This window comes from Bifidobacterium crudilactis (genome assembly GCF_000738005.1).
In the GTDB taxonomy this organism is placed as follows: domain Bacteria; phylum Actinomycetota; class Actinomycetes; order Actinomycetales; family Bifidobacteriaceae; genus Bombiscardovia; species Bombiscardovia crudilactis.
In genome coordinates this window covers 837162-852240 of sequence record NZ_JHAL01000002.1, presented here as the reverse complement: position 1 = coordinate 852240, position 15079 = coordinate 837162, and the positions used below count along the sequence as shown (strand labels likewise).

Annotated in this window: 8 protein-coding genes; 7 read left to right on the top strand and 1 reads right to left on the bottom strand. The window is 56.7% G+C overall.

Annotated features, from left to right (window positions below):
* Positions 1-116: 116 nt before the first annotated feature.
* The 4 genes from DB51_RS05845 (at position 117) to DB51_RS05830 (ending at position 4191) form a co-directional block, all read left to right on the top strand.
* Positions 117-749 (top strand): 50S ribosomal protein L25/general stress protein Ctc, encoded by a 633-nt coding sequence (locus DB51_RS05845; protein ID WP_034253957.1) that lies wholly within the window; start codon positions 117-119, stop codon positions 747-749.
* Positions 750-936: 187 nt separating this feature from the next.
* A complete protein-coding gene (locus DB51_RS05840) occupies positions 937-2064 on the top strand; it encodes a branched-chain amino acid aminotransferase (protein WP_034252508.1) in 1128 nt (375 codons plus the stop codon).
* Positions 2065-2278: 214 nt separating this feature from the next.
* The gene (locus DB51_RS05835; RefSeq protein WP_272866985.1) at positions 2279-3319 is read left to right on the top strand and encodes an NAD(P)-dependent alcohol dehydrogenase; all 1041 of its coding nucleotides are present in this window, start codon (positions 2279-2281) and stop codon (positions 3317-3319) included.
* Positions 3320-3414: 95 nt separating this feature from the next.
* Positions 3415-4191 carry a trimeric intracellular cation channel family protein gene (locus DB51_RS05830; protein ID WP_034253954.1) on the top strand — a complete coding sequence of 259 codons (777 nt, stop codon included), beginning with the start codon at positions 3415-3417 and terminating at the stop codon, positions 4189-4191.
* Between the two features lie 209 nt (positions 4192-4400).
* On the opposite strand, the gene rpsT is transcribed toward DB51_RS05830, so the two are convergent.
* Positions 4401-4661 carry a 30S ribosomal protein S20 gene (rpsT, locus tag DB51_RS05825; protein WP_034252503.1) on the bottom strand — a complete coding sequence of 87 codons (261 nt, stop codon included), beginning with the start codon at positions 4659-4661 and terminating at the stop codon, positions 4401-4403.
* Positions 4662-4841: 180 nt separating this feature from the next.
* On the opposite strand from rpsT, the gene DB51_RS05820 reads away from it, so the two are divergent.
* The 3 genes from DB51_RS05820 to lepA all read left to right on the top strand — a co-directional run bounded on the left by DB51_RS05820 (position 4842) and on the right by lepA (position 14945).
* Positions 4842-7241 (top strand): hypothetical protein, encoded by a 2400-nt coding sequence (locus DB51_RS05820; RefSeq protein WP_156958251.1) that lies wholly within the window; start codon positions 4842-4844, stop codon positions 7239-7241.
* Positions 7238-12889 (top strand): SpaA isopeptide-forming pilin-related protein, encoded by a 5652-nt coding sequence (locus DB51_RS05815; protein ID WP_034252498.1) that lies wholly within the window; start codon positions 7238-7240, stop codon positions 12887-12889. Before DB51_RS05820 ends, DB51_RS05815 begins: the two co-directional genes overlap by 4 nt.
* Before the next feature lie 178 nt (positions 12890-13067).
* Complete coding sequence (lepA, locus tag DB51_RS05810) at positions 13068-14945, top strand: translation elongation factor 4 (RefSeq protein ID WP_034252496.1); 1878 nt, start codon at positions 13068-13070, stop codon at positions 14943-14945.
* The last annotated feature ends 134 nt before the right edge of the window (positions 14946-15079 follow it).

Sequence of the window (15079 nt, the reverse complement as noted above, 5' to 3'; positions counted from 1 at the left end):
ATGCAGTATGGATTCCGTAATCGACTCGGCGACCAGACCACTTCTTGTTGGGATGTCTCGGCGCGTTGATGCGTCGAAGATGCATCGAGTACACGATATTCAACAAGGAGATCATTATGGCAAACACCATTCGCATCGAAGGTTCCAACCGTACCGAGTTCGGTAAAGGCGCAGCTCGCCGTATGCGCGTTGCTCAGCAGATTCCTGCGACGATTTATGCAGGCGGCACCGAGCCTACGTTCATCGCACTGCCGATGAAGGAAACCACCAATGCGCTGCGTCGCACCAACGCGCTGTTCGAGCTGAAGTACGATGACGGCTCCAAGATGGCCGTGGTCAAGGATGTGCAGCGCAACCCTGTCAAGCGTCAGATCGAGCACATCGACTTCCTCGAGGTCCGCGCAGGCGAGAAGGTCGTCGTCGAGGTCCCTGTCTTCGTGGAAGGCGAGACCAAGGGTGCGGCAGTGGCATTCGTCGATATGCAGAACCTTGAGGTCCGTGCTGACGTCACCAACCTGCCTGAGCGCATCGTCGTCAACGTCGAGGGTCTCGCGGACGGCGAGAAGGTCCTTGCCAAGGACGTGGAGCTGCCGGAAGGTTCCGAGCTCGTCATCGACGATCCCGAGGATTCCGTCGTCACGGTCGAGGTTCCTAAGGAAGAGTCCCTTGAGCCGGAGATTCCGACCGAAACCCCTGCAGCAGCCGATGCTCCTGCAGACGGCGATGCCGCAGCAGCAGACGCAGAGTAGTTCGCGTTTTCGTCAATACCGCGCACGGCCGTTCGACACGGCCGTGCGTTTTCAATATATGGGCCGTAACATATGGCTATACCTCAGCTGTGTGATAGTACAGGTACAAGGGTGCCAAGCCAGAAGCCATAGGACCCGAATGGACAAGCCGCATCTGCGGCAAGAGCACGAAGAAGCAAGATAGAGCATGACAGAGCAATCACATCACGATCCCGAGGCCTTGGAAGCACAAGCCAAGGCATTCACCATTCTGGCAAACACTGAGCCCGCCTCAGAAGCGAAGCGAAAAGAACTTATCGACAAGCCCGCATTCGGCCAGGTATTCTCCGACCATATGAGCCACATCAGCTGGACGAAGGGCGAAGGCTGGTCCGACCGCCGCGTCGAGCCCTATGCGCCGTTGAAGCTCGATCCCGGTGCCTCGGTTCTCCACTATGCGCAGGAAGTATTCGAAGGACTGAAGGCCTATCGTCACGCCGACGGTTCCACATGGCTGTTCAGGCCGGATGCCAATGCCCGACGTTTTCAGAACTCCGCCAAGCGCCTGTACCTTCCCGAGTTGGGAATCGACGATTTCCTCGGCTCCGTGGCCGCGCTGGTCAAGCAGGATGTCGACTGGGTGCCCACCCGTCGTGAATACACCCTGTACATGCGTCCCTTCATGTTCGCATCCGAACCCTTCCTCGGTGTTCGAGCACCGGAGGAAGTGGATTTCTGCGTCATCGCATCACCTTCGGGACCATACTTCCCGGGCGGCGTGAAGCCCGTCAGCATCTGGGTCGAAGACAAGTGGTTCCGTACCGGGCCGGGGGGCACAGGATTCGCGAAGTGCGGAGGCAACTATGCCGCCTCCCTTCTCGGTGAATACCGTGGTCTCGAAAACGGCTGCGAGCAGGTCTGCTTCGTGGACGCTGCGACCAAGACTTATCTTGAGGAACTGGGCGGTATGAACATGTTCGCCGTCCACAAGGACGGACATCTCGAAACGCCTAGCCTCACCGGCAGCATCCTGCCGGGCATCACTCGTGATTCGCTGATCCAGCTGCTCAAGGATCAGGGGCGCGATGTGGTGGAGACGATGATCAAGCTGGAGGATTTGCTGGCCGACATCAAGTCCGGAGAGGTGACCGAGGTCTTCGCTTGTGGAACCGCGGCCATCATCACGCCTATCGGCCGCTTCAAGTCGGACACCTTCGATGTGACCGTGGCCGACGGTGAATCGGGCGACTTGACCGTCAAGCTCCGTGATGAGCTGCTTGGCATTCAGCTGGGTGAGCGCGAAGACCCCCATAATTGGATGTGGAAGGTCTGCTGAGCTCGGCAGAGTTGCGATTATGCGATGAGATGGGCGTCACCCGATGGGTGACGCCCATCTCATCATTTAGCAATGATTGCCGCGGTATCAAATATGCACCCATTGTATACTTTGCTATCATGAAGTCTTGATGTCATAACTGAACATCATCACCAAGCGTTATCTGGTCAACGAGGACCACGTACGAAAGGACAACGCCATGAAGGCGTATGCGATGCTCGGGCTACACACTGCCGGGTGGATTGAGAAAGATGATCCCGTTTGCGGCCCGCTCGATGCCATCTGCCGACCCGTGGCTTTGGCTCCCTGCACTTCGGATGTGCACACGGTGTGGGAAGGAGCCCTTGGCGAACGGCATAATCTGGTGTTGGGGCACGAGGGTGTGGGAGAGGTGATCGAGGTAGGCGAATTGGTGAGAGATTTTTCACCGGGGGATGTTGTCATCATGCCTGCCATTACCCCGGATTGGGGTTCGCGTGAAGCTCAGCGCGGGTATCCGGTGCACTCCGGAGGAATGCTTGGAGGCTGGAAGTTCTCCAATGGCAAGGACGGTGTTTTCGCCGAAAAAATTCACATCAACGAGGCTGACGCCAATCTGGCTTTGTTGCCCAAGGAAATCAGCTATGAGGCTGGTTGCATGCTTTCCGACATGATGCCGACAGGGTTCCACGCATCCGAGATGGCTAAAGTCGCCTATGGAGAGTCCGTATGTGTGATCGGTATAGGTCCGGTCGGCTTGATGTGCGTGCGGGGTGCGGTTCTTCGGGGTGCGTCACGGGTGATCGGCGTCGGGTCAAGACCCATATGCGTCGAGGTCGCCAAAAAATACGGGGCGACGGACACCATCAGTTACAAAGACGGCCCCATAGACGACCAGATTCTTGAACTGACCGGTGGCGAAGGTGTTGACCGCGTGCTTATTGCGGGCGGTGATGTCGATACCTTCGAACCGGCAATTCGCATGCTCAAGCCAGGGGGAGCCATCGGCAACGTGAATTATCTGGGCAGCGGTGACTACGTAAAGATCCCCAGACTGGACTGGGGTGTGGGAATGGGGCATAAAACCATCCATGGGGGCTTGATGCCAGGTGGAAGATTGAGGATGGAGCGGCTGGCGAGTCTTGTGGTCTACGGCCGGGTAGACCCTTCCATGATGATTACTCATCGCTTCGAAGGATTCGAACATATCGAGGACGCGGTTGCGCTGATGAAGGAGAAACCTCGCGATCTGATCAAACCGGTGGTCCTGATCTGAGGTGTTACGTAAATCACCGACACCTCATCGCGAGTCGCGGTTGATTCCGGGTGCTGTTGGCAAAGCTGATATCGCTGATGTTGTGGGAGAGAACTATGTCGGTTGCGTTGGAGAGCAATGCGGTGTTTGTTGCCATCGAATACATGGCGATCTTTTGTTCAGGGCTATCCGGAGGGTTGGCGGCCACTCGTAAGCGCTATGACATATTTACCATTCTCATGATTTCCTGGGTTACCGCCCTGGGCGGTGGAATCGTCAGGGACGTGCTTCTCGGCAGTCTTCCGCCAGTCGGTATTACCGACAAGGGCTACGTCTTGTCAGCTCTGCTCTCGGGAATAGTGATTGCCTTCGCCCATCCTGAAATCGGTAATCTTACAAGATCCATGATCGTGGTCGACGCGATGGCGCTTGGCCTGTTTGCAGTCAACGGCACTGCGAAGGCCATGGCCTTCCACACCTCCGGTATGACAGCGGTGTTCATGGGCATGTTCACCGCGTTGGCAGGAGGTGTGATCAGGGACACCTTGCTGAATGAAGTGCCTTCCGTCATCCGCGACAAACACTGGTATGCCGTGCCGTCCTTCATTGGTTGCGTCCTGACCGTCATCGTCGGGAAATTCGTCGAGGCGGGGAAAATCAATCTTCGAGGCGAGATGGTACTCGACCTCGCAATCGTGGCGTTGATCGTGGCCCTGCGACTGCTGTCGGTGAAGTTCAACATCATGCTTCCCGGTGCCATGGAACGCGAACGGGCACATCTGAGGATGCGGTCGCGGTATCTGCGGAGACCTGTGGTGCACCCGCAGATACACGAGCCCTCTGACCATGAAGCAGATGTTTCGATCACCCATAATCCGGATGAGACCGCGTGATTTTTTACGCCAGCCGTCGTTCGTGTAGGGATTGGCGGTAGTTTTAGGAGATCGCAGCGTCGAAAACGGCGGAACGCAGGGATTTCAGTAAGCGGAATGTACTGCCCTTCATGGCAAAACCCTACACAAACGACAATGAAGTCCAAAAACAAGAATCCCCGCACCTGTTGGTGCGGGGATTCACTCGTACAACCGTGAGGCTGTGCGAATCAGAGCGCGTTGATCGCCGATGCCAGACCTGACTTACGGTTTGCGGCCTGGTTCTTGTGAATCACGCCCTTGCCGGCTGCCTTGTCGAGGCGCTGGGCCGCGAGCTGATATGCGGACTGGGCAGCTGCCTTGTCGCCACTCTCAACGGCTTCATGTACTGAGCGCACAGCCGTCTTGATTGAGCTCTTGACGGCGATGTTGCGCTCGTGCGCCTTATCGTTAGTGATGACGCGCTTCTTCTGCGACTTAATGTTTGCCACTGTTACTCCAAACGACGTGTGTGCTAATTCTTGACAGACAAAGACACAGTCTAACACGCATGGGCGGATAAGGCATCAACGGTCTACGTCCCGTCGACCATTCCAAAGTCGGTGCCTTCTTGTGGACGAACGAAACATTCGACATACGCTATTCTATATGTATCAAAACATACAATATGTATGATTCGTGTATGGCTTGGCTTCGGTTACGGCAAGTCACAGAGCTTTGCGACTTGCAAGGGCAGGGGAGTCACTATGACGGACATCACCGATACCTCATTGTCGGTCAGGTTCAACAGAGGCAACAGGGTGATGGTGTCCGCACTGATGGTGGTGGCGATGCTGATTGCCCTGATGGTCGCACCTCCTGATTCGGCATATGCCGCAGAACTGAACACCATTGACACAGTGAGCATGCCTTCGACGTCCATGCAACTTTTCGACTACTGGACGACAGCCGAAGATGTCCCGGACAATACGCCGCCGACCACCTGCAATGCCTGGAAGAGCGCTCTGACATCGGGTATCAACGGGCCAGCCTCGTTGAACAGCGGGGGTGTTCAAGGCGAGGCGTTGAAATTCGCAAAGGATTTGAAATGGCCGCCTTCGGGTTGCAATCTGACGAACTGGGGGTCGAATGCCACCAATCTTTCCGCAGGCAATTCCGTCAAGCAGGGAATAGTTCAACCGGCGCTGCAGGACGATTTTCCCGTTCTCAACGGTTACGGCAACGGTTCATTGGCGTATCTGTTCAATCCGGCAGTCCCGCACGAAGGGCGTGCGAACTACGAAGTCACCGGTGCGAACCTCTTCAAAATGGACGGCAACTACCTGAAATACAATTCCCAGGAGAATTTCGCGTCCTACAACAAGGAAACCAGCCAATTCGACGTGTACAACAAGCCTGCGGTACAGACCGGTTCGAATGTCGGACAGTTCTTCCCCTTCAACACTGCGGAGCAGGTGTTTAGCAATGGCGAAGCAAATGACATCAGTGCAACGGATGCCAAAATCAATCATTTCTTCGGACTCGGGATGCTTTCCACCTTCACACAGCCGCTGGGGGGAGTCGTCGGCAGCGATGACATGGTGTTCGATTTCTCGGGCGACGACGATATGTGGATTTTCATCGACGGCGCATTGATACTCGATCTTGGTGGGTCTCACGCGCCTGCGAGCGGGTCCATAAATTTTCGTACGGGTCAGGTCACCGTCAAAGGCAACAGCGGTCAGGTCATCACCTCCACCACGCTGCAGCAGCAGTACAGCGCAGCGGGACTGACGCCTCCATCTGGCTGGCAGGGCTCGACCTTCGTCGACGGCACGCGACACCGCTTTTCACTGTTCTACCTGGAACGTGGCAATTACCAGTCCAATCTGGAGATTACGACGAATCTGAATTACATGCCGGCAGCCCATATTCAAAAAACGGACATCGCCGGGAACAATGTCCAGACGCCGGCTGGGCAGTCCGCTGAGTTTGATTTGTACAATACCGCCGCCGACTACGACATTGCCGGGGACGAAGCTACGAAAGTCGGGAGTTTCAGTACGGACGAGGACGGTGCCATCACTTTCGTGGATGAGCAGACCGGAGCCCAGATGAACTTCGGCAGATTCCCCACACCATACTTCGTGCTGAAAGAGACGAAATCCCCACCCGGCTATGCGCTGCTGCTTAATGCCATCAAACTCGAATTCATTCCTGTGAGCCAGGCGGACGGCACGGTAATACCAGGAACCGGCACTCTGAATGTGGTGAATTATTACGAGACCGGTGTGGAAACCAGTTTCGACTCGTGGGCCACTCCGGTGAACTCATCGATATACCGTTGGTGCCCGGGCGAAAGCGACAGCCCGGGATACAACGAGAACACCTCCGGGCAATGTCCCGAGGGAACGAAAACGGTATTCGACCTGAACGACGTGAGGCAGGCCGTCACCGATGGGGGCGGATTGAAAGCCGTCGTGGTGCACGCTCCGGGCGATCATGATGTGGATTTTCCCGACGCCGATACGCAGGTGACGAATCCGGATGCCTCTGGCTCGTGGCAGCATACCGGCTACCATCTGATGAACGGTTCCAGCACCACCGGATGGCGAAAAATCATGCCGGAAACCGATATCGCCGCGGGACAATATATGGCCGTCACTACGGACAGCGCAGGGGTGTTGAAAAACTCCGACATCAGCAGTGCGAAGGTGTACGATTTCGACCCCTACGGCTCGACGTTCAGAGTCGGAGCCACCGACCTCCCCGGCATGATCACGGATTACAACATTCCGAACCGTACCGAGCTGAACTTCGACGTGCTGTACTATCTCGACACCGGCAACGGTGGGGAGAAGATTTTGCTGGATTACAACTCATTCTCACGACAGCGCGTGTCGGATATCATCATTCCCAACACCCCGGAGCTCATCAGAGTGCGTAAAGTCGATGTCGACGGCAATCCGCTGCGCAATGTTGGGTTCACCATATTCACCGACAAACAGTGCGCCGAGGCGACGCAGGCGGGTACATGCAGTGAAGCGCAGACCCTGACATCAGAAAATTCACTGATGAGAACGGATACGTGACCTTCACCGCGGCGGATGTGCTGAACCCGTATTCGTACGGGCAGTATTATCTCAAGGAAAGCACTCCGCCAGTCGAAGGTTTCCAGAGCAATCCGAATGCGGTTACGCTGACATACTCGACTGGAGGGTACTTCGCCGATGCAGGCACCAGTGACCTCAGTGCCAATAATCCTTCGGCAGGTGAAGCGTACACGGCTCGGAGCTACGACCCGGATAACGTGGTCTCCGTCGAACTGGAGCTCAATCGCATCAAAGCTCCCATCGTCGGTCGAGGGCAGAACGATCCGGTCACCGGCATCGACAGACTGGCGAATCTGAGCAGTGTTACCGGGAAGCTCTTCACGCTTGGGCTCGGACAGACAGCGCCAAGCGCATCGTCGTTCGACAGGTCACAATGGGCGGACAGCGGCACAGCGTTGGCGTTGACCTACGACTATGGCCAAGATACATGCGCCCGCGCTGAAAGCGGGGTCACCACAAATCTTCCCTGCACTGGACCACAGGACCATACCGCCACCTGGGTGACCCAGGCAGAGGGCAAGTACCGGAACGTGCAGGCCGGTGAATCCACCCATGTGACGGTTGACTCGGGTTATGCCAGTTTCGCCATGTTCCCCACCGACAACTCTTCAGCTCCTGAAGCATGGGATTCGGCATCGCAAGGCGCATGGCAGGACAACGAAATCACCTTCGGCTTTTCCATTCAGAAAACCATCGTGATGAAGAACCTGCCTGAACGAAGCACGCTCACCGTCGAAAAGTGGGCGAAACAACTGTTGGAGACCTCGTACCACAAGGCGGGGGGCTACACCTTCGCCTTGTATCGCAAGGCAGACCCAACAACGGCTTTAGGGGATGTTCATGACGTCTCGGACATCCTCATCGGTAGTTGCACCAGCGCCGATATCACCGGCGTGTGCTCCCTCGACATCACCGATTTCGGGGATTTCTTCTGGGAGGAGACCGGGGTTCCGGCAGGAGAGCAACTGCCTGAGCGTCGAACCTCCGCGATAATGCACATCAATGCCTCAAACGCAGGCACGTCGCCAAGTCCCATGCAGTTCTATAACCCACGCAATCCAGGTCAGATACGTTTCCTGAAATATGCGCAGGACCCTGATGACAGCCAGAACACTTCTCTGGTGCTGGCGGGAGCGGTATTCGAAGTATGGAGCGATGCGGGCGGGGTGAGCAAAGGCCAGTTGAAGGGCAGCTGCACGACCGGCGCCGACGGTAGCTGCAGTGTCGAGGATTTGGCACCAGGAGACTATGTATACCGCGAGTGCAAAGCACCGAGTGGGTTTGGCTATGTCGTGGTTGAGAACGGCTGTTCGGCACTCTCCGGCATCACCGTGCACACGCCCAGCGAACCGGATGCGATTGCTATAAGCGACGCCGAAGTGTCGAATACGGCGTTGCCGACGCCATTGACGGTCGCCAAAGTGAGCCTTGACGATCTGCAGATAGTCGACGGTGCCACCTATGGCTTATACCGCATGGCAGGCAATAATCCCGGCGCGTCAGACGACGAGGTGTGGCGATGCACCACGGGCGGCGCACTCAAGAACTGTACCGTCAATGCACCCACACTTGGCCGGTACTACTGGAAGGAAATCACCGCTCCAAGCGGTTACGATCTCAACCCATGTCCATTTCCGAATAGCACAGGCTTCTATGTTGATTGCCTCAGTGGTTTCAGTCCGATAGTAGTAACCACAGGAAATGTGGGGCAGGCTACTCAGTTCGCCGTCACGACCGCGAATGATTGGCAGACATGGACCACCCTGAGCATCCGCAAAACTGCACTCGTAGGCGGTGCCCCGCTGGAAGGTGCGAAATTCGCCCTGTACCGCATGGATTCCGATCCCTCCGGCAGCGTTGCCCCTGAAACGCCTGACCCTGCGGACGCCAGAATTGACGATTGCACGACTGATGCCAGTGGTACGTGTGATGTCGGTCAATTGCCCTGGGGAAAGTATTACTGGGTGGAAGAGATAGCGCCTGAAGGCTACGAACTGCCTCATAGGGTGACCTCGGAACTGATTGTGATAGACAGCGGCAATGCCGGGACGACAGCTTGGACGAACCAGGAGTACACCTTCAACAATCCCAGGAATCCTGGGAAAATCGTCATCAGCAAATTCCGCAGCACCAGTGAAGGCGTGCTGACCTCCACAGCGCTCGCAGATGCGACGTTCATGGTCTACGAAGACACGGATTCCTCCGGGGACTTTGACATCGCCCATGACAAACAGGTCGGCGGCTGCACGACATCGGATGTGCACACACCGGACCCTGACGGCTTCGGCAGCTGTTCCGTGCAGGACCTCAACACCTCGACCGCCAACAATCGTGTGAACAGCTACTTCGTGGTCGAAACCGATGCCCCGCAGGAATACCAGTTGCCGGCGAATCCGGTCAGCAATGCCATCACCGTGTCCGGTGAACCGGGTGACGACGCGGCAACTTATGAATACCATGTCGGCAATGTTCCGCAGAAGAGTTCGGTATTGGTCAGGAAAATCGATGAGAGCGAGGGCACGGCGCTCGCGGGCGCCGTATTCGAACTCTATAAGGCGAGTGGCGTGAGTGACAACACACCGGTGGGCGGTCCGGTGGATTCCTGCACAACGCGTGGCGATCAACCAGGTACTGAACTCTACGGTTCGTGTGCCGTGGAGCTTGAGGACTTCGGAAATTATGTATGGAAGGAGATTGCCGCACCACAAGGGTACGCGCTACCTGACAATCCTCTGAGCGAGGTGGTGTCAATCACTCAGGGAGGCAGTGTCTCTTCCGCAGTGACTATGTCCGACGAGCAGAAACTCACCGACCTCAAGCTGAAAAAATATGCGAGTGACAGTTCGACGGCTCTTGAAGGTGCTTCATTTGCCTTGTACCGTGCGGCGAATACCGGGCAGCAGCCAGGAGATCAGCATGCTGCGGAGGACCTGAAAGTCGGGCAATGCAGCAGTGACGCCACAGGGATATGTGAGGTCTCGCAACTGCCCTTCGGCACGTATTTCTGGGAGGAAGTCGGCGCTCCGAGCGGATATGCCTTGCCGAAGGACCGTACAACGGCATTGATTACGGTGGATGCGAGCAATGCCGGAACCCAGTTGCCGACCGTGGCGTTCCACGATCCTGTGGCCTCCGGGAGCATCAAGGTTCGGAAATTCGCCCGAGGTGACGATGGTGGTTCCGACACTTCAAAACCCTTGGGAGGCGCCGTATTCGTATTGCATGCAGACAGCAATAGCAACGGTCAATATGAGGCGGCTGTCGATATGGAACTGAACGACTGTCGGACGGCATCCTCATCGGGTGAATGCTCATTCGAACGATTGGCGCCCGGCGCATATTTCGTTGAGGAACGAACGGCACCCCTCGGGTACGAGTTGCCCGCCAGGAGCGTGAGTCCGGTTATCGTCCTGAGTGATGAGGGTTACGATGCGCAGGGCAATCCGGAAGTGACCGAATTCGTGTACACCGTTGCGGATAGAGCGAAACCGAGTTCATTGACTGTGCGCAAAATCGACGCGGAGACGACTGCACCGCTGTATGGAGCGAAGTTCGAACTCTATCGGGACACTTCGGGCACTGGTGTGTACGACCCAAGCACGATGAGCCTGGTGAATGCGTGCGTGACGACGGCTGCGGAAACCGGCAGTTGCACGGTCACTGGATTGGACCTTGGCATCTATTTCTGGAAGGAAGTTCAGGCTCCTGTCGGATATGAGCTGCCCTCGCAGGTGGTTGGCGACCCGAATCGCATAACGGTGCCGGACACGCATAACGAGAGTGCACCCACCATCTTCGAGGACGAGGCAAAACAGACGGCACTGCGATTGCTGAAAGTTGATATATCCCAAGCGCCGTTGGCCGGAGCGCAATTCGATTTGTATCGTGCTGCCGACCCCACGGTCACTCCGGGAGACACCCATCACAGCGGGGACGACAAGGTCGCTTCGTGCACCAGTGACGGCAGCGGAATCTGCGAGGTCACCGGTCTGGCATTCGGCTCGTATTACTGGGAGGAAACGGTTGCTCCTCCTGCGCATACCCTGCCCGCGGATCGAACATCGGCTTTGGTGCACATTACCCCGGAGAACGCCGGTACTGCAATCCCCGCCTTGCGATTCACCAATCCCAGAAATCCCGGCAGCATCACCGTGGTGAAGACCGCCACGGACGATGTCGGCCGTAGACTGGGCGGAGCACGGTACGTCCTGTTCATCGACGACCACACCCCTGGTGCGCTTACACCGGAAGACAGTCGCATGGGTGAGTGCACCACATCCTATGCCGATGGCAGCTGCACCTTCGAAGACCTCGCAGTCAATACCGTTGGGCAACGCTATTATCTGCGGGAGCTCTCCGCTCCTCTGGGGTATACGCTTTCGGACGAGGTGTATGAACTCACGCTGAGTGACACCATCACATCTCTGACCCGGACGGTAAGCGATGCGCCGAAGCGTTCACGGCTGTCGGTACTCAAGGTCGATGCCGATGATTACACGCCGTTATCCGGGGCACGGTTCACGTTGTTCCGGGATATCAACGGCAACGGAGTGGTCGACGATGCCGATGCAGCGGTCAACAGCTGCACCACCGAAGTTATCCCAGCCAATCCTGACGGCAGATGCTCTGTGGAAGTGGACGGTTTCGGCAGCTTCCTGTGGGTCGAAAGCGTTGCGCCACCAGGATATGAGCTGCGGCAAGGCGTGGTGGGAACGGTGCATGTCGAGCCCTTCAACGCCGGTGACGGACTTGATCTGCTGATTCCGACCGTGGTGAGCGATAGGAAGTCCACAACCAGTCTGCAGGTGCGCAAAAGCGATGCACAGACCGGCGAAGCTTTGGCAGGAGCCGTATTCGACCTCACACTGGACAGCAACGGCGATGGTGAGGTCGACGATGGCGATGCGTATATCAATAGCTGCACTTCGGGACTTGACGGCATGTGCACCGTATTCGTCGATGACTTTGCACGCTACCTGTTTACCGAGCGCAGCGCTCCGAAGGGGTATCAGCATGATGCGCAGTGGGTGGGAGCGGTGAACGTCACCGCCGAGAATGCGGGCACGGCAGTCGCGTCCTTGGCGCTCGCAGACCAACAGATACGCTCGACGCTGACCGTTCATAAAGCCGATGCGGATAATCCGGAACGTGCTCTTTCCGGCGCAGGCTTCGCGTTGTTCCGCTATGACGGCGACGCCTCGTCATTGCCGGTCGATAGCGCACTCGAGGCAGCTTCCGTACCTATAGGTCGCTGCGACAGCGATGCCAGTGGCAGATGCTCCATCGGTGATGTGGTTTTCGGCACATATTTCTGGAAGGAAACTGAGGCACCTCAGGGCTATCTACTGCCCGAAAACCTATACTCCCAGGTTATCGTCATAGACAGCAGCAACGCTGGAAGCACGAATCTGCATCGTGCTCTATTCCTCGATGTGCCGATACCCGAAACGCCATCACCGGACAACCCCACGCCGAATGACCCGGATAACCCGCCGGGAACACGGGCGAATCCGCCGCATGGCGGGCGTATCGCGTCGACAGGTGCGCCGATTCGGCCATTCCTCTTCGCTCTTGCGCTGTTCTGCGTTCTCGCACTGGTATCCAGGAGTTTCGCCGGACGCTCCTGATTCTCCAAACAACATCGTTGACGTCGAAACTGTGCAATCCGGCATGGGGGTGCGTGGGCTCGGTAGCGTGTCGCGTGCCTGATTGCACAGTTTCGGTACCCGGGACGTAGGCGAAGCAGGGTAGAGTTGAACATCGGGCTGCGTAGGCGGCCCGAGAACTGTTAAGGAGTCAACTCTGGTGTCTGAGCCGAATAACCAAGCTGGTTTCACCGACCAGTCGCTTATCCGCAATTTTTGCATTATCGCGCATATCGACCATGGCAAATCAACTGTGGCCGACCGCATATTGCAGTTGAGCAATATCGTCTCCGACCGTGAGATGCGCGATCGTTTCCTTGATCGCATGGACATCGAGCAGGAACGCGGCATCACCATCAAATCACAGGCTGTCCGTGTCCCTTGGACCGTTGATGGTCAGGAATATACGCTCGGTATGATCGACACCCCCGGTCACGTCGACTTCACCTACGAGGTGTCACGAGCACTTGCCGCATGCGAAGGTGCCGTGCTGCTGGTGGATGCCACCCAAGGTATCGAAGCACAGACGCTGTCGAATCTGTACATGGCCATAGAGCATGATTTGACCATCATCCCGGTGCTCAACAAGATTGACTTGCCCAGTGCCGAAACTGAGAAGCATGCCGAAGAGATCGCCGGTCTCATCGGTTGCGACACCAGTGACGTACTTCGAGTCTCGGGAAAAACGGGCGAAGGTGTCGAGCAGCTGCTGAACCGTATCGTGCAGGAGGTCCCGGCACCCTCGGGAGATGCTTCGGCTCCGGCCCGTGCGCTGATTTTCGACTCGGTGTATGACTCGTACCGAGGTATCGTGACCTATATCCGTATGGTCGACGGCGAGCTGAAATCCCGTGAGAAGATACGCATGATGGGTCTGGGCACCGTGCATGACCCAATCGAACTGGGTGTCATCAGTCCGGATATGATGCCGACGAAAGCCCTTGGCGCAGGCGAGGTCGGATATGTCATCACCGGCGTGAAGGATGTCGGTCAGTCAAAGGTCGGCGACACCATCACCGCGGAAAGCCGCCGTGCGGATGCTCCATTACCCGGGTATCGTGATCCGAAACCGATGGTGTACGCGGGTCTGTTTCCTATCGACAACGCTCAATTCCCCGACTTGAGGGACGCTCTCGATAAGCTGAAGCTGAACGACGCCGCGTTGATTTACGAACCCGAGACCTCGGTGGCCTTGGGGTTCGGCTTCCGATGTGGGTTCCTCGGATTGCTGCATATGGAGATTGTCGCCGAACGGCTGAGCCGCGAGTTCGATCTCGACCTGATTTCGACCGCCCCCAATGTCACGTACGACGTGACGATGGAGGACGGCACATTGCACCATGTCAACAATCCCAGCGAATTCCCTGAGGGGAAGGTCAAAAGGATCGTCGAACCCGTAGTCGCCGCGGACATCATCACGCCCAAGGAGTTCATCGGTGCGGTGATGGAGCTCTGTCAGGACCATCGCGGCCAGATGGGTACGATGGAGTACATCAGTACGGAACGCGTGGAAATGCACTACACGATGCCGCTGGCGGAAATCGTGTTCGATTTCTTTGACCAACTGAAAAGCCGTACGAAGGGATACGCCAGTCTCGATTATCACGAGTCGGGTGAACAGAGCGCCGATCTGGTCAAGGTGGACATCCTCATCCAAGGAGAGAAAGTCGATGCCTTCAGCGCAGTGGTGCATCGCGACAAGGCGTACGCATACGGCGTGATGATGACGAAGAAGCTACGTGAGCTCATTCCTCGCCAACAGTTCGAAATTCCTATTCAGGCGGCGATTGGCTCGCGCATCATCGCGCGTGAAACCATTCGGGCGCTACGCAAGGATGTGCTGGCCAAATGCTACGGCGGCGACATCACCAGAAAACGCAAGCTTCTGGAAAAGCAGAAGGCCGGAAAGAAACGCATGAAGATGCTTGGCAGGGTGGAAGTCCCGCAAGAGGCTTTCATCGCCGCATTGAGTACGGATGATTCCACTGACCGCGACACCAAGGACAAAATCCGCGCCGCAGCCAAGAAGGAAGGCTGAGCAGCAGGGAAGAAAAAGATAACTGCAATAAAAGGACAGCTTTTCGTTGGATTTCCTGGCACAAAGCTGTCCTTTTAGTGCAGTTATGTCCTACACTTTGCCGAGCCGTGAAGTGCGAAGTGCTGTGCACTTTG